Source organism: Saccharothrix sp. NPDC042600 (assembly GCF_040647305.1).
Classification (GTDB): Bacteria; Actinomycetota; Actinomycetes; order Mycobacteriales; family Pseudonocardiaceae; genus Actinosynnema; species Actinosynnema mutabilis.
The window spans coordinates 1-21,892 of record NZ_JBEZBW010000125.1 but is presented as its reverse complement, the minus strand read 5'-3'; the positions used below and the strand labels follow the sequence as shown (position 1 = coordinate 21,892).

20 protein-coding genes are annotated in these 21,892 nt (G+C 72.5%); 5 read left to right on the top strand and 15 right to left on the bottom strand.

All coding sequences use genetic code 11. The annotated features are described in order from the left end of the window. Positions 1-127: 127 nt before the first annotated feature. Entirely contained in the window at positions 128-1,462 is a 1,335-nt protein-coding gene (locus tag AB0A74_RS38300; protein WP_358257464.1) for a hypothetical protein, read from the bottom strand. 82 nt (positions 1,463-1,544) lie between these two features. On the opposite strand from AB0A74_RS38300, the gene AB0A74_RS38295 reads away from it, so the two are divergent. After that, positions 1,545-2,030 (top strand): MaoC family dehydratase, encoded by a 486-nt coding sequence (locus AB0A74_RS38295; protein ID WP_343937393.1) that lies wholly within the window; start codon positions 1,545-1,547, stop codon positions 2,028-2,030. Here AB0A74_RS38295 and AB0A74_RS38290 read toward each other — a convergent pair. The 7 genes from AB0A74_RS38290 to AB0A74_RS38260 are packed head-to-tail and all read right to left on the bottom strand — an operon-like array spanning position 2,008 to position 8,804. Further along, a complete protein-coding gene (locus AB0A74_RS38290; RefSeq protein WP_358257462.1) occupies positions 2,008-2,913 on the bottom strand; it encodes an ornithine cyclodeaminase family protein in 906 nt (301 codons plus the stop codon). The two genes, AB0A74_RS38295 and AB0A74_RS38290, sit on opposite strands and share 23 nt — an antisense overlap. Then, positions 2,910-3,914 carry a 4-hydroxy-2-oxovalerate aldolase gene (gene dmpG, locus AB0A74_RS38285; protein ID WP_358257460.1) on the bottom strand — a complete coding sequence of 335 codons (1,005 nt, stop codon included), beginning with the start codon at positions 3,912-3,914 and terminating at the stop codon, positions 2,910-2,912. The genes AB0A74_RS38290 and dmpG overlap by 4 nt, the downstream gene beginning before the upstream one ends. After that, the gene (locus AB0A74_RS38280) at positions 3,911-4,774 is read right to left on the bottom strand and encodes an acetaldehyde dehydrogenase (acetylating) (RefSeq protein WP_358257458.1); all 864 of its coding nucleotides are present in this window, start codon (positions 4,772-4,774) and stop codon (positions 3,911-3,913) included. Before AB0A74_RS38280 ends, dmpG begins: the two co-directional genes overlap by 4 nt. Beyond that, entirely contained in the window at positions 4,771-5,625 is an 855-nt protein-coding gene (locus AB0A74_RS38275) for a CoA ester lyase (RefSeq protein ID WP_358257456.1), read from the bottom strand. The genes AB0A74_RS38280 and AB0A74_RS38275 overlap by 4 nt, the downstream gene beginning before the upstream one ends. Then, positions 5,622-6,833 carry an aminotransferase class I/II-fold pyridoxal phosphate-dependent enzyme gene (locus tag AB0A74_RS38270; protein ID WP_358257455.1) on the bottom strand — a complete coding sequence of 404 codons (1,212 nt, stop codon included), beginning with the start codon at positions 6,831-6,833 and terminating at the stop codon, positions 5,622-5,624. Before AB0A74_RS38270 ends, AB0A74_RS38275 begins: the two co-directional genes overlap by 4 nt. Beyond that, the gene (locus tag AB0A74_RS38265) at positions 6,830-7,666 is read right to left on the bottom strand and encodes a cupin-like domain-containing protein (RefSeq protein WP_358257453.1); all 837 of its coding nucleotides are present in this window, start codon (positions 7,664-7,666) and stop codon (positions 6,830-6,832) included. Before AB0A74_RS38265 ends, AB0A74_RS38270 begins: the two co-directional genes overlap by 4 nt. Positions 7,667-7,676: 10 nt before the next feature. Next, on the bottom strand, positions 7,677-8,804 hold the full coding sequence (locus AB0A74_RS38260; RefSeq protein ID WP_358257451.1) for an MFS transporter: 1,128 nt from the start codon (positions 8,802-8,804) through the stop codon (positions 7,677-7,679). A 437-nt stretch (positions 8,805-9,241) separates the two neighbouring features. Between AB0A74_RS38260 and AB0A74_RS38255 the strand changes: the two genes are divergently transcribed. Continuing rightward, on the top strand, positions 9,242-9,595 hold the full coding sequence (locus AB0A74_RS38255) for a BlaI/MecI/CopY family transcriptional regulator (RefSeq protein ID WP_343937385.1): 354 nt from the start codon (positions 9,242-9,244) through the stop codon (positions 9,593-9,595). Position 9,596: 1 nt separating this feature from the next. Here AB0A74_RS38255 and AB0A74_RS38250 read toward each other — a convergent pair whose 3' ends face one another. Further along, entirely contained in the window at positions 9,597-10,823 is a 1,227-nt protein-coding gene (locus tag AB0A74_RS38250; RefSeq protein ID WP_358257449.1) for a tetratricopeptide repeat protein, read from the bottom strand. 69 nt (positions 10,824-10,892) lie between these two features. On the opposite strand from AB0A74_RS38250, the gene AB0A74_RS38245 reads away from it, so the two are divergent. Then, entirely contained in the window at positions 10,893-12,122 is a 1,230-nt protein-coding gene (locus AB0A74_RS38245; protein ID WP_358257447.1) for an AAA family ATPase, read from the top strand. 62 nt (positions 12,123-12,184) lie between these two features. Here the strand turns inward: AB0A74_RS38245 and AB0A74_RS38240 are convergent, their stop codons facing one another. After that, positions 12,185-12,829, bottom strand: a complete 645-nt coding sequence (locus AB0A74_RS38240; protein WP_358257446.1) for a response regulator transcription factor — start codon at positions 12,827-12,829, stop codon at positions 12,185-12,187. Continuing rightward, entirely contained in the window at positions 12,817-14,034 is a 1,218-nt protein-coding gene (locus tag AB0A74_RS38235; RefSeq protein WP_358257444.1) for a sensor histidine kinase, read from the bottom strand. The genes AB0A74_RS38240 and AB0A74_RS38235 overlap by 13 nt, the downstream gene beginning before the upstream one ends. Before the next feature lie 131 nt (positions 14,035-14,165). Here AB0A74_RS38235 and AB0A74_RS38230 point away from each other — a divergent pair, with 131 nt between their 5' ends. Beyond that, the gene (locus tag AB0A74_RS38230) at positions 14,166-14,912 is read left to right on the top strand and encodes an ABC transporter ATP-binding protein (RefSeq protein ID WP_358257443.1); all 747 of its coding nucleotides are present in this window, start codon (positions 14,166-14,168) and stop codon (positions 14,910-14,912) included. A 3-nt stretch (positions 14,913-14,915) separates the two neighbouring features. Beyond that, positions 14,916-17,405, top strand: coding sequence for an ABC transporter permease (locus AB0A74_RS38225; RefSeq protein WP_358257441.1), 2,490 nt, complete (start codon positions 14,916-14,918; stop codon positions 17,403-17,405). A gap of 3 nt (positions 17,406-17,408) precedes the next feature. Here the strand turns inward: AB0A74_RS38225 and AB0A74_RS38220 are convergent, their stop codons facing one another. The 4 genes from AB0A74_RS38220 to AB0A74_RS38205 form a co-directional block, all read right to left on the bottom strand. After that, positions 17,409-18,404 (bottom strand): DUF2330 domain-containing protein, encoded by a 996-nt coding sequence (locus AB0A74_RS38220; RefSeq protein ID WP_358257439.1) that lies wholly within the window; start codon positions 18,402-18,404, stop codon positions 17,409-17,411. 22 nt (positions 18,405-18,426) lie between these two features. After that, a complete protein-coding gene (locus tag AB0A74_RS38215) occupies positions 18,427-18,768 on the bottom strand; it encodes a helix-turn-helix transcriptional regulator (RefSeq protein ID WP_358257437.1) in 342 nt (113 codons plus the stop codon). A 177-nt stretch (positions 18,769-18,945) separates the two neighbouring features. After that, positions 18,946-21,099 carry an MMPL family transporter gene (locus AB0A74_RS38210; protein WP_358257435.1) on the bottom strand — a complete coding sequence of 718 codons (2,154 nt, stop codon included), beginning with the start codon at positions 21,097-21,099 and terminating at the stop codon, positions 18,946-18,948. A 3-nt stretch (positions 21,100-21,102) separates the two neighbouring features. Beyond that, on the bottom strand, positions 21,103-21,663 hold the full coding sequence (locus AB0A74_RS38205) for a helix-turn-helix domain-containing protein (RefSeq protein ID WP_358257434.1): 561 nt from the start codon (positions 21,661-21,663) through the stop codon (positions 21,103-21,105). Positions 21,664-21,892: the final 229 nt, after the last annotated feature.

Genomic DNA, 21,892 nt, shown 5'->3' with positions numbered 1-21,892 from the left:
CTGCACCCGACCAAAAGTGTGGTAGCCCTTCGGGCAGGCCATACGGAGATGACACAAGCAAGAAGCCCGGGTTGGGGTGTGACCTCACCAGGCCCGTTGGGCGCTGCGCGCCGGGGGGTGCGGTTTGTTAGATGGTCACTACGCAGTTGTCTGAACTGTTGGTGCCCATGACGCTTACTACGCCGGTTCGGTTGTCGCCGAAGAAGCGGGAGAACATGCCTGCTGGGCGGCCTCCGAAGAGTAGTGGGCCTAGGACTGGGGCTACCTCGGTTTCGTAGGGCTCGTCTATGTCGTCGGCTACCAGGGCCAGTTTGCAGGATCTGGGTTCTACGTATTGTTGAACTATGCTGGTTGCCGTGGCGGCCGCTTTGGTTATGGCGGATTCCCAGGTGGATTGTGGGGTTTCCCTGCCGATGAGGACTTGTTTTCCGCTCATGCCCAGGCCCTCTTTGAGGACCAGGGTGTCCTTGTGGTCCAGGGACCAGGGGATCAGGTCTATTTTGCGGTCTTCCCGGGTGGTTTTGCGTTCTGACAATATTCTCGTCCACGGGAGGTAGCGGTCTACCAGGTTGCGTTCTGCTGTGGTCATCCACGGGCGGCCTTCGGATAGTCGGCCCATGGTCAGTTTGCTGGAGAGGAAGGTTGATGTTTGGGTGCCTACCAGGAGGCAGCCGTTGTCCAGGGCGGCTTGGACTGGGGTGGTGTCTATGGACAGTTCTTGCCAGTCTGGGATGGTGAAGTTTCTCAGGCCCAGTGGGTAGCGGAGGTGGGGTGGGCAGTCCCAGGCCTTGTGCAGCTCTTCTGATTCGAAGAATTGGGCTGTCAGGCCGTGGTTGGTGAAGTACTCCACCTCTATGTCGAAGTAACGCGTTGAGGTGACGCCCTGGTCTCGGGTGCTGCCCACGATGGCGATCCTCGGTGCCACGCCCAACTCGTTGGCCAGGTGGCGGAACATCTCGGCTCTGGTGGCGAAAGGGCTTCGGTGGGCGAACGGGGTGCGGCCGTGGGTGTCTTCGTAGAGTCTGCGCCAGACCTCTAGGCGGCAGTGGGTTTCCACTGGGCCGCCCAGGGCTCCGCTCACGTTGAACTCCAGGAACTGCGGGCCCTGGTCGCCGATGACGATGTCCGGTCTTGTCACGCAGTCCGCGTAGCGTTCCTCCAGGAACTGGTCCGCCATGAACAAGTCGTGCTCGGACTCGGGCATCCGGTAGGCCGCGAGGCGGTCCGCGGTGGTCGGACCGGTTTCCAGGGCCGTGCGGCGGATCAGGTCCAGGAGGGCGGCTGTCGCGCGGAACAGTTCGGCGTAGGAGCCGCGGGGGATGACGATCGGGGCTGCGGGGAGCAGGGGTTGGTACGGCCAACCCGTGTCGCGGATGGCGGTTCTCAGCGAGGTCCGGATGGTGTCGGCGTCGGCCGCGGGCGGTAGGTGGTGGGTGCCGAACCACGGGTGGGTGTTGGTCACGGGCGGGTCCCCCGAATCGGTCCGTCCACTGTGGCAGGCAACGACTGTACGGTTCGGGTGACCGCTCGGGAAGGAGCGCGCGATGACGCTGCGCCGCGTCGGGGACAACGAGTTCGTCGAGGAGCACGGCGGTGACTACGAGGACTTCGCGCCGGGCATGGTGATCCGGCACTGGCCCGGCCGCACGATCTCCGAGACCGACAACACCTGGCTCACCCTGCTCACCATGAACCAGCACCCGCTGCACTTCGACACCCACTACGGGGCGCAGGCCGAGTACGGACGGGTGCTGGTCAACAGCGGCATCACGTTGTGCCTGGTGGGCGGCATGACCGTGCAGGCGTTGTCGGCGCGGGCGGTGGCGAACCTGGGGTGGGACCGGGTCCGGTTGAAGGAGCCGGTGTTCGTCGGGGACACGCTCTACGCGACCAGCCGGGTGCTGGCCAAGCGGCTGTCGAAGTCCCGGCCGGGCAACGGGATCGTCACCGTCGAGACCACGGGCACGAAGTCGACCGGGGAAGTGGTGATCGTGTTCGAGCGGTCGTTCATGGTCCGGTGTCGGGGCTGAGGAGCGCGGCGGCCGCGGCGGTGTCCTCGATGGGCATGCCGACGCTGCGGAACACCGAAGTGGCGTCGGGCGGCCGGCCGGTGATGGCACCCAGCTCGTGCAGGTCGGTGGCGCGGACCCGGTGGGTGGCCAGGGCGGCGCGGACCTCGCCCGCGTCGGCGATGGCCGCTTCTCGTTGTTCCACGACGACGAAAGCCTTCGCCAGGAGGGTCGGATCGACCTCGATGGCGTCTTCGTGCGTGCCGCCGATGATGTTGACGTGGGCGCCCGGCGCGATCCAGGAGGCGTCGACGAGGGGCGTCCGGTCGTCGGTCGAGGTGGCGGTGCAGACGATCGGCGCGTCCTCCACCGCGGATCTCGCGTTGTGGTGGATCGAGACCTTGTGGCCGAGGGTGGCGGTCGCCCAGTCGGCGAAAGCGGCGGGGGTGGTTCGGGAGTGGACGTGGACGTGGGTGATGGGGCGGACGGTGGAGATCGCCTCCAGGAGTGCGCGGGACTGGACGCCGGCGCCGATGACGGCCAGTTCGGTGGCGTCCTCGGGGGCGCAGAGGCGGGTGGCGAGGGCCGCGGTGGCGCCGGTGCGCACGGCGGTCAGGTCGGCCCCGTCGAACTGGGCGGTCACGCGGCCCGTCTCCAGGTCCACCAGGACGACCACGCCGTGGATCAGCGGCAGGCCGCGGTCGGCGTTGTCCGGGGTGATGGTGGTGATCTTCACGGTGGCCACGCCGCGCCGCTCCCACACCGCCGTGCCGGTCAGGAGCTGGCGGCGCGGGCCGTGCTCGATGACCGTGCGGGACGGGGACCGCGTGCGGCCGGAGGACAGGTCGGCGAACGCCTCCGCCAAGGCGTCGACGACGCGGGCCAGGGCTTCCGGGTCGGTCATCGGCCGGCCTCCCGCAGGTGTGCGACGACGTCCACGATGAGGTCCTCCTGACCCGCGATCGCCTGCCGGCGGCCCAATTCGAAGAACACGTCCCGCGGGTCCACGCCGGCCCGCCCGGACGCCTCCAGCACGGGGTGCTTGAACCCCGAGAACACCCCGGCCAGGCCGCTGACGATGCTCAACGACCCGGTCACCGGCGGCGCGGGCATCAGCTCGCGCTCGGCGTACTCGGCCGCGTCCAGCAGCGCGTACAGGTCGATGCCGGTGGCGAACCCGGTGCGCTCCAACACCGGCACCAGGACCTCCAGCTGCGTGTTCCCGGCACCCGCGCCGAACCCCCGGGCGCAGGCGTCGACGACCGTCGCGCCGGCCTCGGCGGCGGCCACCGAGTTCGCCACGGCCATGCCGAGGTTGTTGTGGCCGTGGAAGATGACCGGCACGTCCACGGCCGCGGCGATCGCCCCGATGCGCTCGCCGACGTCGCGCGGCAGGAAGTGGCCCGCGGAGTCCATGATGCCGACGCCGCGAGCGCCGTACCCGACCGCCGTGGCGGCGTGCTCGGCCAGTTCGGCGGGCGTGGCCATGTGGCTCATCATCAGCACGCAGTGCGCTTCCGCGCCCTCCCCCGCCAGGAACTCCAGGTGGCGTTCGGCGAGCGAGGTCTCCGTGCAGTGCACGCCGATGCGGACCACGTCCGCGCCGTGGGCGAGGGCCTTGCGCAGGTCGTCGGACGTGCCCCAGCCGGGCAGCATGAACACGGCCATCCGGCTGTGCCGCAACGCTTCCCGCACGGTCGAGAGCATCACGTCGTCGCTCACGGCCGCCCGGCCCACCTGGAGCGAGGACGCCCCGAGCCCGTTGCCGTGCCCCACCTCGACCACCGGGACGCCCGCCGCGTCGGCCGCCTCCGCGTACCCGCGCAGGGCCGACGCGCTCAACCGGTGCCGCACCGCGTGCTGCCCGTCGCGCAGGGTCGGGTCGTGGATGGTGATCGCGTTCATCCGCCCACCACCGCCAGTCGTGCCGCGTGCTGCTCGGCGACCAGGATGGCGGCCGAGTTGATGATGTCGAGGTTGCCGGCGTACCGGGGCAGCACGTCGCTGTCCGCCGCGACCTCCAGCGACACCACGACCCGGTCGCCGGTCACCTCGCACGCCCGCACCTGGTAGCCGGGCGCGAAGGCCCGGACCTGTTCGGCGGCTTCGGCGACCACGGCGCGGACGTCGTCGGCGGACGCGTCCGGGATGACGGCGTGGACGGCTGTGCGGAAGGTGGCCGGCGGGACCGCCGGACTGATGTTGAGGATCGCCTTGGTGTCGCGGACGCCGGAGAACGCGGTGAGCGCGGCTTGCGTGGTGGCCACGTACTCGTCCAGGTTGAGCCGGGTCGCCCGGCCCGCGATGCGGCTCGCGACCGTGGACACGACTTCCAGGTAGGACACGGAGAACCGGCCCGCGAGCGCGTGCGCGATCGGGATCGACGCCTGGCCGCCGCAACTGATCAGGCTGACGTCGCGGGCGGTCGGGGCCCGGGTGCCGGTGACCGTGGGGACGACCATGTCACCGACGCGGCTCGGCGTGAGGTCGATGAGCAGGGTGTCCGTGTCTTGGAGGAGCCGCCAGTGTTCCTTGTGGGACAGGGCGTTGGTGGCGTCGAAGACGATCGGGAACGGCCCGGCTGCGAGGACGGCGTCGATGCCCTCGGCGGAGGTGGCGCAACCGAGCCGGGCGGCGTGGGCGAGCCCTTCGGAGTGCGGGTCGCGGCCGGCGACCAGCGCGCAGTCCAGGACGGGTGAGCGGTGCACCTTGCCGACCAGGTCCCGGCCGATCGCGCCGGTCCCGATCACGGCCACGCGGGTCATCGGGCACCTCCCGCGCCGAACCGCGCGGTCCAGGCGTCGTGGGCGGCCACGGTGTCGCGGGCCAGCCGGGCGAACGGCGGGCCGACCATGCTGCCGTCCAGCACGGCGATCCCGCCGTCCGCCGCCCGGACGGCCTCGGTGACGCGGCGGGCGTGCGCCAACCGGTCCGGGTCGGGGCGCAGGGCGGCGTTGATGGCGGCCAGCTCGCCGGGGTGCACGGTCGCCTTGCCGTGGAACCCGAGCGCGCGGATCCGCTCGACCTCGTCGGCCAGCACGTCCGGTTCGGCGAGCCGGAAGTTGGCGGTGTCGATGCACGCCGTCCCGTGGCGGGCGCACGCCAGCGCCATCGCCTGCCGCGCGGCCAGCATGCCCGCCCACGTGATCTCGACGCCCAGCGTCGCGGCCAGGTCGGCGGAGCCGAGCACCAGGCCGTCCGCCGCCTCGGCGATCGCGTCCACGTGGGCGACGGCGGCGGGGGTCTCCACGGTCACGTAGACCTCGGGCCGGGTGCCGGCGGACGCGAGCATGTCCTTGAGCAGCACCACTTCCGCCGCCGAGTCCACCATCGTCATCATGACGATGCCCGGCGGCACCGGCGACTCGGTGAGCGCGAGCACGTCGCGGACGGCCTCGATCGTGCCGAGCTGGTTGATCCGCACGGCGATGTTCCGCGGTTCGGGCGCTTTCTCCAGCGCGGCGCGGCAGACGGTGCGGGCGGCGGGTTTGTCCGGCCCGGGGACGCCGTCCTCCAGGTCGATCAGGTGCACGTCGGCGTCGTACGACCAGGCCTTCACCAGGCGGTCCAGGGACAGCGCGGGCGTGTAGAGGATGCTGCGCGGGGTGGCTCTCATGCCGCGGTCGCCTCCCCCAGCACCGCGCAGAGCGCGCGGATCTGCTCCTCGGTCTGGCCGGCGCGCAGCATCACCCGCAACCCGGCGGTGCCGCGCGCGACGATCGGGAAGAACACCGGCGACACGTAGAACCCGGCCTCGAACACCCGTCGGCCGGCCGCCACCACCGCCTCGTCGCTCACCGGCACGACCCGGATCGGGTACGTGGACCCGGACTGCTCCGAGGCCAGCAGCGAGTCGAACAGCTCGATGTTGGCGTACAGGCGTTTCTGCAACAGCCCCAGCTCCGGGGTGCGGTGGATCTCCGCGGAGGCCAGGGAAGCGCCGACGGCGGCGGTGTTCATCGGCTGCGAGTAGCTCAACGCGCCGGCGAACCGTTCCACGATCCGCAGCACCCGCTTCGGGTAGCCGTCCAGCATGATCGCCGCGCCGCTGGTGCCGAACGCCTTGTTCAGCGTCGCCACGGTGATCGTCCGCTCGTCCAGCACCGGACTGTGCGTGCGCACGTACCCGATGCCGCGCTCCCCGTAGGCCGAGATCGAGTGCGAGTCGTCGTAGTAGACGAGCAGGCCGTACTTCTCCTGCAACTCGGCCAGTTCGAGCACGGGCGCGTACCCGCCGAGGCTGTCGGAGCCGTCCACGACGTAGCAGACCCGCCGGTACTGCTTGCACATGTCTTCCAGGAAGCCGACGTCGTGGTGGTCGCAGTTCACGACCTCGGTCTCGTCGGCGCACGACGGTTTCGCGCCGGCCATCGACACGTGGCAATTCTTGTCGAACACCATCAGCGGCCGGACCCCGTTGCCCAGGTGGCCCGACGCGATCAGCGGCAGCAGGCCCGCGCTGGCCACGCCGGCGGAGATCGCGCTGACCACGTCCGCGCCGAACAGCTCCCCCAGCGACGCCTCCAGCTCCAGCAGCGCCGGGATCTGCACGCGGCTGCGCGGGATGCAGTGGTCCAGCACGCCGAAGCGGCGCAGCGCGGCCACCGCGCCCTCGACCACCGCCGGGTGCGAGTCCAGGTCGAGGTAGGAGCAGCAGGTGAAGTTGACGAACTCGTGCCCGTCGGCGGTGCGCAGGACGCCCTCGTCCAGCTCGGCGACGATGCCAGCCAGGCCGTTGCGCTCGGACATGTCCCAGAACGCGTTGCCGACGCCGATGGCCTTGTCGTTGTTGCGGTGGCGGTGGGTCGGGGCGATGTCCCTCATTTGACGCCCTCGGCGGGCTGGTAGTTGTAGACGCCCTTGAGCTTGCGGTAGACGGCCGTGTAGATCGCCACGCCCAGCACGTACGGTCGGCGGAAGATCTTCGGGTCGCGCAGCCAGAAGTTCATGTTGATGTTCATGTCCTCCAACGACTCCGCCTGGTGCCACCAGCCCAGCGGCAGGTACAGCATCTGGCCGGGTTCGAGGACGACCTCGCGGCGCCGGGCGAGCTTGGCGGCCAGCCGGGGGAAGCGGCGGGCGTCCACGTCGTCGAAGTCGGGCGCCCGGGACTTGTCGCCGAAGCCGCGCCGGATGGACCGCGGGTAGTAGTCGAACGACCCGGGTGGCGCGAGCACGAACCGCTTGCGGCCCTCCAGCGCGATGTTGAAGTTCTCCAGCTCGTCGAAGTGGCTCTGGGTGAACACGCCCTTGTGGCTGATCCACAGGTTGGCGGCGTTGAGGGAGCGCTGGTAGTCGAACAGCTCGGCGGCGTCGAAGCCGAGGATGGCGTTGACGTCCTCGGGGCTGTTGCGGATGTTGGAGACGATCCGGTTCCACGTGGCGGGGTCGTTCTGGTAGCGCTCGTCCGCGAAGAACTCGCGCAGCTCGATCTCGCGGGTGGTCCAGCGGCGGGAGTTCCGCTTGTCGCTGGGTTCGGTGAACAGGGTGACGCGCATGGCGCCGAGCCGCTTGGCCACGCCGTCGCGGCCCAGGCCCTGAACGCCGTCCGGCAGGGTGATCACCACCGGGACGTCGGCCCGGATCAACGCCTCCCGCCCGAAGGCGGTGAACTCGTCGAACGACAGGCGCGGCACCGGTAAGCCCGTTGTGCTCATGCTGCACTCCTCACTGTGCTGTCGTTTCTTGGCGCGGGCGCAGGGCCGCCTGCCCGCCGAGGCTGAGCACGAGGGCGAGCGCGCCGCCGCCGACGGCCACCCACGCCGATCCCGCGAACCCGCCGTCGGCCAACCGCCCGCCCACGGCCGTGCCCGCGGCGATGCCCACCGCGCCCGCGCTGGTCAGCCAGGAGAACCCCTCGGAGAGCGAACCCCTGGGGGCCAACGACTCCAGCAGCGTGCTGCCGGTGATGAGGGCGGGCGCGATGGCGAGACCGGCCAGCGCCGCGAACAGGCCCATCGTGAGCGGGGAGCCGGCGAACGCCAAGGGGACCGCGCCCAGCGCCAGCACCCAGGTCGTGACCGACAACAGCCTCCTGGGCGGCAGTTTCGCGTCCACCGCCCCGAAGACCACGCCGGCGACCAGGCTGCCGACCGCCGTCAGGGACAGGAACACGCCGCCCAGCGCGGGCATCGACCACTCGCGGGCGAACGCGACCAGCGCGACGTCGACCGCGCCGAGCTGGAAGCCCATGCCCGCGTAGGCGACCATCAGCACCCGCACGCCGGGGACGCCGATCGCGCGCGGCGGCCGTTCAGTGGTGGGCGCCGGCACGGGTTCGGACCGGCGGTGCAGCGCGACCACCACGGACCCGGCCGTGGTCAGCACCGCGCACGCGACCAGCCCGGCCGCCGGGTGCGCCGTGGCGGCGAGCGCGGTGACCAGGAGCGGGCCGAGCAGGAAGATCGTCTCGTCGAGGACGGATTCGAGGGCGAAGGCGGTGCGCAGGAGGCCGTGCTCGACCATCCGCGTCCAGCGGGCGCGCATGAACGACGTGAACGACACCGAGGCGCACCCGGTGGCCGCCGCCGCCACGACCAGCAGCCACAGGGGCGCGCCGAGCAGGATCGCGACCAGGAGCGAGGTGATCGCCGCGGCGTGTGCGGCGCAGGCGGTGAGCAGCACGCGTCGTTGGCTGACGCGGTCCGCGAGCCGGCCCAGGGCCGGACTGGCGATCCCCTGCGCGACCAGCATGGCCGCCGCCACCGCGCCCGCGTCGCCGAGCGACCCGGTGACCGCGGAGATCAGCAGCAGGCAACTGATCGGCCGCATCGCGATGGGGAACCGACCGACCATCCCCCAAAATCCCAACGCGACCGCGCCGGGCTCGCGCAGCAAACGTGAATAGGCCCCGAACCCGAAATCGGCCCCCGCCACCACTCCCCCTTTTCCCGGGCCTGCGGGGCGGCTTTTCCCACGTCGCTGCGGCCTCGTTCGCCCAGGTAGCGGCTCGCCATGTTATGCAGGTCACAGCGACGTGTCAACGGCCGCAAAGGCAGGCCTACGGGCGTCCGAACAGGGGAATGCGAAAGGGTTCACCCGTGTGCCGGAATGGCCGATTTCCGGACACCGGACATGATCGACGATCTCGTCGGAATCAATTCGGACGCATTCGGCGCGAACGGCCGCGCCCCACGCCACTCCGCCGGTCCGCCCGCGACCCCGCGACCCCGGCACGGCGCGTCCGACCCGACTAACGCTCGGTAGCATGGCCGCGGCGACAGGGGGGCACGATGCACGGGCTTGGAGAGCTGGAGAGCGCGGTGATGGACGTGCTGTGGGGCGCGTCCGGGACGATGAAGGTGCGCGACGTCCTCGACCGGCTGGACAAACCGCTCGCCTACACGACGGTCATGACCGTGCTGGACAACCTGCACCGCAAGGGCTGGGTCCGGCGCGAACTCGACGGCAAGGCCTACCGCTACGAACCGGCGCTGGGCCGGGCGGAGGCGGCGGCGAACGCGTTGCGGCAGGTGCTGTCCGCGTCCGGCGACCCCGAGGGCGTGCTCCTGCACTTCGCGCGTTCCGCGTCCGAGCGGGAGACGGAGTTGTTGCGCAAGGCCCTGCCGCGCAAGCGGCGCAAGTGAGTCAGCTCAGGACGGTGAACCACGTCGCCGCGATGCCGCCGAGGAACAGCACCGTCACGGCCGGCACCGCGCCGCCCAACCCGGCCAGCGTCCCCGCGAACGCGAACACCGCCACGGCGGCGGCCACCCAGGACGCCGTCAGGAGGATGCGGCGCGGCTTCGCCCCGATGGTGTGCGCGGACCCGACCGCCATCGCCCACAGGCCCAGGCCGAACGCCAGCCCGAGCAGCCGCGGCGGACCACCGGCGGCGCCGACCACCGCCACCGCGATCGCCGCGCCCCCGAACCCGACGAACCCGTAGGTGGCCTGCCGGGCGGCCCGGCGCAGCAGGTGCCGGTCCCGCGTGCACAGCAGGACCAGGTTCATCAACGGTTCCAGCGTCCAGCTCAGCAGCACCAACGCGACCAGGAGCACCAGCAGCACCAGCGCCCACGTCTGCCCGTCGAACGGTCGCAGCAGGCGGGTCAGGACGAACGGCAGCAGCAGGAAGCCCCACCGCAACGCCTTCGGCTGGGCGTTGAGCCACAGGCTCAGCCGCAGCAGCAGGCCGTAGAGCGGGTTGCGGGACTTCAGCGCGACCGACAGCCCTTCGCGGATGCCGGCGTCCGTGGGGTCCAGCCGCATCGCCGTGCGGTGCGCCCGCACGGCCGATCGACCGCCACCGCGCCGCAACGCCAGCAGGCCGCGCACGCGGTGCGCGTCGATGTTCTGGGGGTCGAGCCGCAGGGCCTCCAGGACGGCCGCCTCGGCTTCGTCCAGGCGCTGCGACTCGTACAGGGCGGCGGCGTGGACGGCCGCCGCGTCGGCGCTGTCCGGGTCGAGGGCGCGGGCGCGTTCGGCGCCGGCCAACGCCTCGGCGTTGCGCTTCTGCGCCAGCAGGACGTAGGCCTCCTGCATGTGGAGACCGGCGACCTCCGGCGCGAGGGCCAGGCCGCCGCGGACCGCGTCCAGCGCGGCGGCGTGCTCGCCCAGGCCGGCCAGCGCCGCGGCGAGCGTCGAGTGCGCGAGGACGTGCTCCGGCGCGGCGGCCAGTGCGGTGCGGCTCGCGTCCCGCGCCTCGGCGTACTTCTCCTGCCGCAACAGGGCTTGCGCGAGCAGCGTGTGCGCCACGGGGTCGCCGGGGTCCGCCGCGAGCGCCACCCGGAACTGCGCCTCGGCCTCCCGCGCCCGCCCGAGGTCGAGCAACGCCCGACCGCGCTGGACCGCGACCTGCGCACCGTCGTCCATCACACCCACCCCGGTAGCCCACGACGAACCCGCCCACCACAGGGTCGGCGCGCAGGTACCCTACGCCGCGTGACGGACGACCCGGTGATCCAGGCCCTGCTCGGCGCGCTGACGGCGGACCCCGACAACCACGCGGTCCGCGAGCACGTCGCCCGGCTGTTGCTGGACGCCGGCCGGCCCGCCGAGGCGCTGGACCAGGCGACCACCGTGCTGGCCGCGGTGCCGGACCACGTGGCCGCCCTGCGCACCGCCGCCGCTGCCGCCCGTGCCCTGGGCGACGACACCAAGGCCGCCTCCTACGGACGGCTCGCGGACGCGCTGGACCCCGCGCCGGCTCCGGTGCGGGCGTCGGCCGTCCCCGACACCGCGGACGAGATCCTGCGGCAGTGGTCGGCCAGCGAGCCGATGACCGAGCCGTTGGGCGACATCGGTCCGTCCGGCGTGACGCTGGCCGACATCGGTGGCTTGGCGGAGGTCAAGAAGCGCCTGGAGCTGTCGTTCCTCGCGCCGTTGCGCAACCCGGAGCTGAGCCTGCGGTTCGGCAAGTCGCTGCGCGGGGGGCTGTTGCTGTGGGGGCCGCCGGGGTGCGGGAAGACGTTGATCGCGCGGGCGCTGGCCGGTGAACTCGGGGCGAACTTCTACGAGATCGGCCTGAACGACGTCCTGGACATGTGGATCGGCAGCAGCGAGCGGAACCTGCACGGCATCTTCGACACGGCGCGCCGCAACCGTCCGTGCGTGCTGTTCTTCGACGAGATGGACGCGTTGGGGCAGAAGCGTTCGAACCTGCGCGGCGGCGGGTCGTCCATGCGCGGGGTGGTGAACCAGATGCTGGCCGAACTGGACGGTGCGAGCACGGACAACGAGGGCGTCTTCGTCCTGGCCGCGAGCAACCACCCGTGGGACATCGACACGGCCCTGCTCCGCCCGGGCCGCTTCGACCGCAGCGTGCTGGTGCTGCCGCCGGACGTCGAGGCGCGGGAGGCGATCCTGCGGTTCCACCTGCGGGGTCGGCCGGTGGAGCGGGTGGACCTGGGCAAGATCGCCAAGGCGACGGAGGGGATGTCGGGCGCGGACCTGGCGCTGGTGTGCGAGCAGGCGACGGAGAGCGCGCTGGACGAGACCATGTCGTCGGGGCGGCACTCGTCGATCACGCAGCGGCACTTGGCGGACGCGGCCCGGTCGGTGCGGCCGAGCATCGGGGAGTGGATGGAGACGGCGCGCAATTACGCGTTGTACGGCAACGACGCCGGCGCGTACGACGAACTCGCGGCCTACCTAAAAAAACGCCGCCGCTGAGGTTGGGGCCGGCGCGGCGGCTGGCGACGGTAGTTGACCGGTCGGCTGACAGGCGGTCGGTGTTAGGCGTTGAGGTAGGCCAGGACCGCCAGCACGCGCCGGTGCCCGGCCTCGTCGTTCGGCAGGTTCAGCTTCGCGAAAATGTTCCGGATGTGCTTGTGCACAGCCCCTTCGCTGACGACCAACAGCTCCGCGATGGTCCCGTTGTCGTGCCCCTCCGCCATCAGCGCCAGCACCTCCCGCTCGCGACCGGTCAAAGTGGACAGCGGGTCGTCGGCCTTGCGGCGGACCAGCAGTTGCGAGATGACCTCCGGGTCCATCGCCGTCCCGCCGTCGGCCACGCGGTGCAGCGCGTCCAGGAACTGCTCGACCTTGCCCACCCGCTCCTTGAGCAGGTACCCCACCCCGCCCACGCCGTCCGCGAGCAGCTCCGCCGCATAGCTGTTCTCGACGTAAGCCGACAACACCAGCACCGGCAACCCGGGGTGCACCCGACGCGCCTCCACCGCCGCCCGCAACCCCTCGTCCCGGAACGACGGCGGCAACCGCACGTCCATCACCACGGCATCGGGCCGGTCCCCGCGCACGAAAGCCAGGAACTCCACCGCGTTGTCGAACGCCGCCACCACCTCGACCCCGGCGGTCCCCAGCAGCAACGACAACCCCTCGCGCAGCAGGACATCGTCCTCGGCGATCACGACCCGCACGGCAACTCCACTCGCAACACGGTCGGCCCGCCGGGCGGGCTGCTCAGCGAAGCGCGCCCGTCGAACGCGTCCGCACGCTTCCGGATCCCGACGATACCCGTGCCCACGCTCTCGTCCGCCCCGCCCTTGCCATCGTCCCGCACGGTGATGACCAGAGCCTCCTCCGACGCCGACAACGACACCGCCGCGCGGGAAGCACCCGAGTGCTTGGTGACGTTCGTCAACGCCTCCGCGACGATGAAGTACGCCGCCGCCTCGATCGCGGCCGGCTTGCGGCCGATCGGCGCCACGTCCAAAGTGCACGGCACCGGACAGCGCGCCGCCAGCGCCGACACCGCACCGTCCAAGCCCCGGTCCGACAACACCGGCGGGTAGATGCTGCGGACCACGTCCCGCAGTTCCGCCAACGCGTCGATCGCCGTGTCCTGCGCCTTGCGCACCAGTTCGAACGCCTTGTCCGCGTCCCGCGACCGCAGTTGCCCGGCGATCCCCAACTGCATCACCACCGCCGCGATCCGCGCCTGCGCCCCGTCGTGCAGGTCACGCTCGATCCGCCGCAACTCCGCCCCGTGCGCCTCCAGCGCGCCCGCCCGCGACGCGGTCAGCTCCGCCACCCGGTCGGTCAGCCGAACCCCGGGCGCGGGCGACAGCAGCCACCGCGCGAGCCGTGCCTGGGCATCCGCCAGCCGCGGCACCTGCGTGAACAACGCGCCGTAGACCAGACCGCCCACCACGGCGACCGGCGCCGCGCTCCACGAATCCACGACGAACCCGAACGACGTCTCCACGCCACCGGGCACCAGCCACCAGTAAGCGGGGATCAACACCTGGTGCACCGCCGCCGGCAGCAGACCGACCGCCATCCCGCCCAGCATCACCCCGCCGAGGACGTGCAGCCCCAGCCACGCCAGGTCGCGCCGCGTCGCCGGGTCCGTGAGCGCCGTCACCACCTGCTTCGACCACGGGCCGTCGAGCACGCGGTACGCCTCCGGGATCCTCACCCCCAACCGCGCCCCGGCCCGCCGCCGCTCCACCGCGAGCAGCCGGCGCACCAGCCGGAGCACCTCCGGTAGCGCGGGCAACCCCACGCCGATCAGGCACAACGTGCCCACGATGAGCAACGCGCCCACGGCGAGCAGGGACAGGAACGCGGTGCCCGCGCCGACGACCAGGTAGCGCACCGCGGTCCACAAGCGAGGGACCATGCCGCCGATTCTCCCCGACCCGCCGCTGGAACACGGTAGTGCCAGCACCACCACCGTCCGCCCACCAGCGGGATCGAACGCCGCCCGGCCCGGAAATAGCGTCGAGGCCAACACGAGGGAGAGGGAAGTCGATGGTGGCGGGAACGGTGACGGCCGACGCGGTGCGGCTGGAGGCGGTGCGCAAGGTGTACGGGTCGGGTGGTGGCGCGGTGACCGCGTTGGACGGGGTCACGGTGAGCCTGCGCCGGGGCGCGTTCACCGCCGTCATGGGACCGTCCGGGTCGGGCAAGTCCACGTTCCTGCACTGCGCCGCCGGCCTGGACCGGCCCACGTCGGGCCGGGTGCTGCTCGGCGACACGGACCTGTCGCGGCTCAAGGAGAACGCGCTCACCGAACTGCGCCGACAGCGGATCGGGTTCGTCTTCCAGGCCTACAACCTCCTGCCGTCGCTCACCGTCCGCCAGAACATCACGCTCCCGTTGCGGTTCGCCGGGGCGGAGGCGGACCAGGGGTGGCTGCGCGAGGTCGTGCACCGGGTGGGGGTCGCGGACCGGCTCGACCACCGGCCGGCCGAGCTGTCCGGCGGCCAGCAACAGCGGGTCGCGATCGCCCGCGCCCTGGTCACCCGGCCCGACGTGCTGCTGGCCGACGAACCGACCGGCGCGCTGGACACCCGCACCGGCGGCAACGTCCTGCGCCTGCTGCGCGACCTCGTGGACTCCGTCGGCCAGACCGTGTTGATGGTCACCCACGACCCGGTGGCCGCCTCCTACGCCCACAACGTGCTCTTCCTGGCCGACGGGCGGCTGGCCGGCGAACTGGTCGCGCCCACGCCCGCGCAGGTGGTCGAGCGCATGACCCGCCTCGGGGAGTGGTGAGCCGTGCGGTCCCTCGCGTGGCAGGTGGTGAAGGCGCGCAAACTCGCGTTCTTCGGGTCGTTCCTGGCGATCCTGTGCGGCACGGCCGTGGTGGCGGCGTGCGGGGTGCTCATGGAGTCGGGCATCCGGTCCGGGGTGCCGACCGAGCGGTACGCGGCGGCGAACGTGGTCGTCGGCGGGAACCAGGTCGTGCGGCCCGAGGGCGGCGACCTGCTGGCGTTCCAACAGGTCGGCACCGCGCCGAGCCTCCCGGCGGACCTGGTGGGCCGGGTGGCGGCGGTGCCCGGGGTGACGTCGGCGGTGGGCGAGGTGTCCTTCCCCGCGCGCGCCGTCACGGCCGACGGCCGGGTGCTGGAAGCGTTCGGGCACAACTGGGACGCCGCCGTGCTGACGCCCATGGACGTGCGGCGGGGGCGTGCGCCGGTCGCGGCGGACGAGGTCGTGGTCGCCGGCCTGCCCGGGGTGGGGGTCGGCGACCGGGTGCGGGTGATGACCACGTCCACGCCGACCGAGTTCACCGTCACGGGGCTGGCGGCGCCGTCCGGGAAGGACGGTTTCGCCAAGCAGTTCGGCCTGTACTTCACCACCGCGCGAGCGGAGGCGCTGTCCGGCACACCCGGCCGGGTGCACGCCATCGGGGTGTTCGCGGCCGAGGACGTGACCGACCGTGTCCGGGACGCGCTGGGGGACGACGTCTTCGTCGCGGCCGGCGGTGACCGGGGCGGCGTCGAGTTCGCGGCCGTGGGGCAGTCCCGCGTGGTGCTGATGGCGATCGCCGGGTCGTTCGCGGGCGTCGCGGTGCTGGTGGCGGTGTTCGTGGTGGCCGGGACGCTCACGCTGTCGATCGACCAGCGCCGGCGCGAACTGGCGCTGCTGCGGGCGATCGCCGCGACCCCGCGCCAGATCGGGAAGTTGATCGCCGTGGAGACCACCCTGGTGGCGTCGGCCGCCGCCGCGGTGGGTTCGCTCGCGGGCCTGTTGGTGGCCGACCTGCTGCGGCGGGGGTTCGCGCGGATCGGCGTGATCCCCGACGACCTCGCGTTGGCCATCGGGCCGATCCCGGTGGTCGCGGCGTTCCTGCTCGGCCTGGGCGCGGCCCGGCTCGCCGCGTGGGTCGCGGCCCGGCGGCCGGCGCGCATCCCGCCGACCGAGGCGCTCGCGGAAGCCGCGGTCGAGCCCCGCGACCTGGGGCGGTGGCGGGTCGTCGCCGGGACGGTGTTCCTGGGCCTCGGCGCGGCCCTCGCGACGCTGCCGTTGTTCCTGCGCAACGAAGTCGCGTTCGCCATGACCGGCATGTCGGTGCTGCTCGCCGTGGTCGGGCTGGCGCTGCTGGGTCCGTGCGCGGTGCGGCCGCTGGTCCGGCTGGCGTCGGCACCGTTGCGGCGCTTCGGGGTCGGCGGCTACCTGGCCGCGCACAACAACCGCGCCAACGCCCGCCGCCTGTCCTCGGCGCTCACCCCGCTGATGCTGTCGATCGCGTTCGCCGTGGTGAACTTCTACAGCCAGACCGCCGTGGAGTCCGCGACCCGGGCCGAAGCGGTCGCGGCGGTGACGGCGGACCACGTCCTGTCCGCGCCCGGCGGCCTGTCCCCCGAGGTCGCCGACGCGGCCCGGCGGGTGCCCGGCGTGGCCGCGGCCACCCCGGTCGTGCGGACCGGCGTGGTGACCACGCGCCGGACCGGCGAGTCGGTGGAGGTGGAGCGGGTGCCCGCGCTCGGCGTCGGGGACGTGCGGGGCACGCTCGACCTGGCCGTGACGGCGGGGTCGCTGGCCGACCTGCGCGCCGGCACCGTGGCGGTCCGCGAGGCCTCCGGCGCGGACGTCGGCGACGAGGTCGCGCTGCACCTGGACGACACCACGCCGGTGAAGCTGCGGGTGGTGGCCACGTTCGCGCGTGGTCTGGCGTTCGGCGGGTACGTGCTGCCGGTCGAGGAGGCGCGGGCGCACACGGCGGCGCGCACGGACTCGTCGGTGCTGGTGCGCCTAGCGCCGGACGCGGACCGGGGCGCGGCGGCGCGGGCGTTGGCCGTGCTGGCGGAGCAGTACCCCGGGTTGACCGTGGCGTCCGGGCTGGCGGCCGACCACGGTGACCGGCAGACGCAGTTCTGGGTGAACCTGCTGGCCGTCGGCGTGATCCTCGGGTACATCGCCATCGCGGTCGCCAACACGCTCGTGCTGACCACCGTGCAGCGGCGGCGGGAGTTCGCGCTGCTGCGGCTGGTCGGCGCGAACCGGCGGCACGTGCTGCGGATGGTGCGCGCGGAGGCGGCGACCGTGGTGGGCGTCGCGGTCGCGGTGGGGACGCTGGTCCCAGCGGTGCCGCTCGCGCTGCTGGGGATCGCGCTGACCGGCTCGCCGCTGCCCACCGGCCCGGTCGGGGTCTACCTGGGGATCGTCGGGTTCACCGCGCTGCTGGGCTTCCTCGCCCTGGGCGTGCCGACCCGCCTGGCCCTGCGCACCCGGCCGCTGGACGGCCTCGGCCCGCGCGAGTAGCCCTCAGCGCAGCTTGCGCCGCGCCAGGAGGCCAACGCCCGCGAGGACGAGGCCGCCGAACACCCAGAGCAGGCCCGGGAACGGCCACGACGAGCGGACGTACTCGGTGACGACCACCACCGCCCGGTGGTGGTCGTCGGTCGCCGATCGGGTGATCCTGATGTCGTCCTCGATGAAGTCCGGTCGGAACTCGGCGTCGTAGCGGGTGAGGAACCGGGGCCCGGTCAGGAGCGCGGACACCTTCGGGTGGTCCGCGCTCCGGTCCACCGGGCCGGCGAACGTCAGTTCGGGCGCGACGCCGCGCGGGGCGGGGTTGCCGACGTCCACGCGGTGGTCCGCCAGCACGTACAGGCGCAGCGGCTGCGCGTGCTGCGCGGTGGCGGACAACCGCATCGGGTAGACCGGGGTGTCGGTCTCGAACTCCACCCGCATGGGCGGCAGCCCGTCCGCGAGGCTGCCCGACGCCGGCGCGAGCCGCACCGCCACCACGAGCCACCCCTCCGCCAGGTACGGGGTGAGCGCGCCGCCCAGGGCGGTCGGCAGCGTGAAACCGTTCGCCCCCAACCACTGCCCGACGGCCGTCGCGTCGGAGCCGGCGAGCTGGGCGACCTCGTAGGGCCCGACCTCGACGTGGTCCACGACGGTGGCCCCGCCGCGCTGCGGCGCGCCGCCGGTGCCGTCCCCGTCCACGACCACCCGGCGCGTCCGGACCTCCGGCCGGCTGATCCGGTCCAGCTCGGCGAACAACCCGCCGTCCGCCACCGCGAACCGGGCCCGCGCGGGCACCGGCATGAGGAACGCGGCCTGCTCGGCGGTCGAGCGGGCCTGGACGGACAGCGTGATCGCCTCGGTGCGACCGGTCAGCTCGACCAACGCGGTCTCCCGCTGCGCCCGCAGCTCCTCGTTCGCCACGAACGCGCCGCACGCGCACGCGTCCGACACCGCCGGCCCGGCCGTGCCGAACACGACGAGCAGCACCAGGACGATCGCGCATCGCATGGCGGGTGTGACGCCGGGAACCTCACCCGGGTTCCTCGTCGTCCCCGGCGAGCCGCCGCCGCAGCTCGTAGAGCAACACCGCGTCGCTGAGGGAGGAGGGGCTGCGCAGCGGTCGGGCGTTGGCCTCGTCGTCGGTCAGCTGGCCGGCGGCGACCATGACCTCCAGCAGCGGCACCGAGAACAGCCGGGCGAGGGCCCGGGCGGTGTCCATGCTGAGCGACTTGCCGCGCCGCCAGTCGGTGAGCCGGCTGCGGTGCACGCCGACGGCGCGGACGAGATCGCTGGTACTCAGCCCCGATTCCTCCATCCGGGCTTCGAGGTAGCTCCAGAAATGCGACGCCTGCGCGCGCCCGGGGTCAGTCATGCCGACAATGCTAGTTGCGCACACCAAACGGGTGATGCGTACGCCTCCCGGACAGGACATCGTTTGCCTTACGCACCAAACACTTTCGCGTGCGTCACACCAAACAGGACGAAGACGCGCACAACACAAAGCCCGACCGGGCAAGGGTTTTCCGGTCGGGCTTCGTGTCGTGCCGGCTCAGGCGTTGGCGCCCGCGCGAGGGCGTTCGGCCTCGGTCCGCGTGGTCAACGCCGTCCCCTCGACGTCGAGTTCCGGCAACCACCGCAACCACTTCGGCAGCCACCAGGCGCTCTTCCCCAGCAACGCCAACGCGGCCGGCACCACGACCATGCGGATCACGAAGGCGTCCACCAGGATTCCGATCGCCAGCGCGAACGCGATCGACTTGATCGTCGCCTCGCCGGAGGGCACGAAACCCGCGAACACCGAGAACATGATCAGCGCCGCCGCGACCACCACCGGCGCCGCCTGGCGGAACCCGGTCGTGATGGCCGTGCGCGGGTCCGCGCCGCGGTGGTGGGCCTCGTGCATCCGGGACACCAGGAACACCTGGTAGTCCATCGCCAGGCCGAACAGGATGCCGATCACGATGATCGGCGTGAGGCTGATCAGCGGGCCGGTGGTGTCGAGGTTGACCGCGTCGGCCAGCCAGCCCCACTGGAAGACCGCCACGGTCGCGCCCAACGACGTGCCCACGGTGAGCAGGAAGCCCAGCACGCCCACCAGTGGCACCAGCAGCGACCGGAACACCAGCACCAGCAGGACCAGCGCCAGGCCCACCACGACCGCCAGGTACACCGGCAACGCGCGGTCCAGGGTCGTGGCCACGTCCACGCTCACCGCGGTCTGGCCGGTGACGTAGGCGGTGGTGCCCTCCAACGGGTCCAGCTTGGCGCGCAGGTCGCTCACCAGCCGCTCGGTGGCCTCGGTGGTCGGGCCGGAGGCGGGGATGACGACCAGCTGCGCGGCGGTGCCGTCGGCGTTGGGGCGCGGGTCCACGGCCGTGGCGACGTCGTCCATCGCGGCGATCTCGGGCTTGAGCCGGGTCGCCGTGCCGACCGCGTCGCCGCCCTCGAACAGCACCACCAGCGGGCCGTTGAAGCCCTCGCCGAAGCCGTCGGCCAGGATGCGCTCGGCGCGGGCCTGCGTGCTGTCGGCCGCCGGGATCGGGACCAGCGTGGTCTGCATGGAGGCCACCGGGATCGCGATCACGCCCAGGCCCAGGACGGTCAGCAGCAGCGCGGGCAGGCGGTGGCGGGTGACCGCGCCGACCCAACCCCGGTAGAAGCCGCGGTCGCGGACCTCGGCCGTCGGCGCGGTGCGCTGCTTGCGCGGCAGGGCGCGGTGGCCGACGAAGCTCAGCACGGCGGGCACGAGCGTGATGGCGATCAGGACGGCCACGACGATGGTCGCCGCCGCCGCGATGCCCATCTGGGTCAGGAACGGGATGCCCGCCACGGCCAGGCCCGCCAGGGCGATGACCACGGTCAGGCCGGCGGTGACGACGGCCGAACCCGCCGTGCCGACCGCGATGCCGATGGCCTCGCCGACGTCCGCGCCGCGCCGCAGTTCCTGCCGGTAGCGGTTGATGATGAACAGGGCGTAGTCGATGCCGACCGCGAGGCCCAGCATGGTGGCCAGGATCGGGGTGGTGGACTGGAGGTCGAGGAAGCCGGTGCTGATGGTGACGCCGAGCGCGCCGATGCCCACGCCGACGGCGGCGGTGAGCAGGTTCATGCCGGCCATCACCAGCGAGCCGTAGGTGATGGCGAGGATGAGCAGCGCGACGACCACGCCGATGCCCTCGACCACACCGCCCACGTGCGGCGGCGCCTGCACGGCGTCACCGGTCACCTCGACGGTGAAGCCCGGCGCCCGCGCGGCGTCGAGCAACGCGGTCCGCTGCTCGGGGGTCACCTCGCCGGGCTTCCCCTCGAACGTGACCGTGCTGTAGGCGACGTCCAGGTCCTTGTTCACCGAGGGCGCGGCGGGGTCGAGCGGGTTGGTGGCGCCGGTCACGCCGGGCAGCGCGTCGAGCTTCGCGACCAGGTCGGCGAGCACCTTGCCCTGCTCGGGCTCCACGAACTTCCTGCCCTCGGGCGCTTCCACCACGACGCGGGCGGTCGCGCCGCCGGCCGTGCCGAACTGCTCCTTGATCTTGTCCAGCGCGGTGGTGGACTCCTGGCCGGGGATCGAGAAGGCGTTGGACGTCTCGCCGGCCAGCGTGGCCGCGCCCACGGCGGTGCCCGCGAGGACGAGCAGCCACAGCAGGACCACCACCAGGCGGCGCCGGTGCGCGCCGAAGCCGAGTCGGTACAACAGTCTTGCCATCGGTCAGGCCTCCACGGGTGCGCGGTGTCCGAGCGCGTCGAAACAGGTCGAGAGGATGTGCGGGCGCCAGGCGGTTTTCTGGTCGGCGCCGTTGGCCAGGAGGGTGAGCACGGCCAGCGCGGTGAGCGCGCCGACGACCCGGATGGCCCGCTCGGGGTCCACCGGTTCCCGCTCGACGCCGAACGCCTCGTGCACGATGACCTCGCCGACGCCGCCCTCGGGCAACGGGTCCGTGCCGTTGACGGCGGTCAGGGCGAGCGCCACCAGGCCCGGCCGGTCCAGGGCGAGGTCCACCAGCAGTTCGAGCGTGCGCCGGTCGCGGTCGGGTCCGGGCGGCAGCGCGGCGGCGGCGTCGGCCACCCGGCGCTCCAGGTCCCGACACGACGCCTCGACCGCCGCGTGCAGCGCTTCCTTGCTCGGGAAGTGGTGCAGCAGCCCGGCTTTGGACAGCCCGACGGCGTCGGCGAGCGCGCGCAACGAGGTGTGCTCGAACCCGTGCCGGGCGAACAGGCCCGCCGCGAGGTCGATGATCCGGTCGTCGGCCTCCTGCCGGAAACGGCTCATGCACCCGACGGTACGGACGGACCGACCGATTCGGTAGGCAAACCGACCGGATCGGTCTGTGACACTCACCGCACGCCCAGGGCACGGTCGGGCGCGGTTCGGGCGCGGTGGTGGGAGCGCGGTGGTTCGGGCGCGGTGGTTCGGGCGCGGTGGTTCGGGCGCGGTGGTTCGGGCGCGGTGGTTCGGGCGCGGTGGTTCGGGCGCGGCGGCTCGGGCGCGGCGGCTCGGG

What these genes read in the sequence shown, in the direction of transcription:
- AB0A74_RS38235 (WP_358257444.1), bottom strand. Translation starts at nt 14,034, where the DNA reads ATGGTCCCTCGCTTGTGGACCGCGGTGCGCTACCTGGTCGTCGGCGCG.
- AB0A74_RS38265 (WP_358257453.1), bottom strand. Translation starts at nt 7,666, where the DNA reads ATGAGCACAACGGGCTTACCGGTGCCGCGCCTGTCGTTCGACGAGTTC.
- AB0A74_RS38270 (WP_358257455.1), bottom strand. Translation starts at nt 6,833, where the DNA reads ATGAGGGACATCGCCCCGACCCACCGCCACCGCAACAACGACAAGGCC.
- AB0A74_RS38255 (WP_343937385.1), top strand. Translation starts at nt 9,242, where the DNA reads ATGCACGGGCTTGGAGAGCTGGAGAGCGCGGTGATGGACGTGCTGTGG.
- AB0A74_RS38230 (WP_358257443.1), top strand. Translation starts at nt 14,166, where the DNA reads ATGGTGGCGGGAACGGTGACGGCCGACGCGGTGCGGCTGGAGGCGGTG.
- AB0A74_RS38215 (WP_358257437.1), bottom strand. Translation starts at nt 18,768, where the DNA reads ATGACTGACCCCGGGCGCGCGCAGGCGTCGCATTTCTGGAGCTACCTC.
- AB0A74_RS38250 (WP_358257449.1), bottom strand. Translation starts at nt 10,823, where the DNA reads ATGGACGACGGTGCGCAGGTCGCGGTCCAGCGCGGTCGGGCGTTGCTC.
- AB0A74_RS38220 (WP_358257439.1), bottom strand. Translation starts at nt 18,404, where the DNA reads ATGCGATGCGCGATCGTCCTGGTGCTGCTCGTCGTGTTCGGCACGGCC.
- dmpG (WP_358257460.1), bottom strand. Translation starts at nt 3,914, where the DNA reads ATGAACGCGATCACCATCCACGACCCGACCCTGCGCGACGGGCAGCAC.
- AB0A74_RS38295 (WP_343937393.1), top strand. Translation starts at nt 1,545, where the DNA reads ATGACGCTGCGCCGCGTCGGGGACAACGAGTTCGTCGAGGAGCACGGC.
- AB0A74_RS38205 (WP_358257434.1), bottom strand. Translation starts at nt 21,663, where the DNA reads ATGAGCCGTTTCCGGCAGGAGGCCGACGACCGGATCATCGACCTCGCG.
- AB0A74_RS38290 (WP_358257462.1), bottom strand. Translation starts at nt 2,913, where the DNA reads ATGACCGACCCGGAAGCCCTGGCCCGCGTCGTCGACGCCTTGGCGGAG.
- AB0A74_RS38275 (WP_358257456.1), bottom strand. Translation starts at nt 5,625, where the DNA reads ATGAGAGCCACCCCGCGCAGCATCCTCTACACGCCCGCGCTGTCCCTG.
- AB0A74_RS38280 (WP_358257458.1), bottom strand. Translation starts at nt 4,774, where the DNA reads ATGACCCGCGTGGCCGTGATCGGGACCGGCGCGATCGGCCGGGACCTG.
- AB0A74_RS38260 (WP_358257451.1), bottom strand. Translation starts at nt 8,804, where the DNA reads ATGGTCGGTCGGTTCCCCATCGCGATGCGGCCGATCAGTTGCCTGCTG.
- AB0A74_RS38210 (WP_358257435.1), bottom strand. Translation starts at nt 21,099, where the DNA reads ATGGCAAGACTGTTGTACCGACTCGGCTTCGGCGCGCACCGGCGCCGC.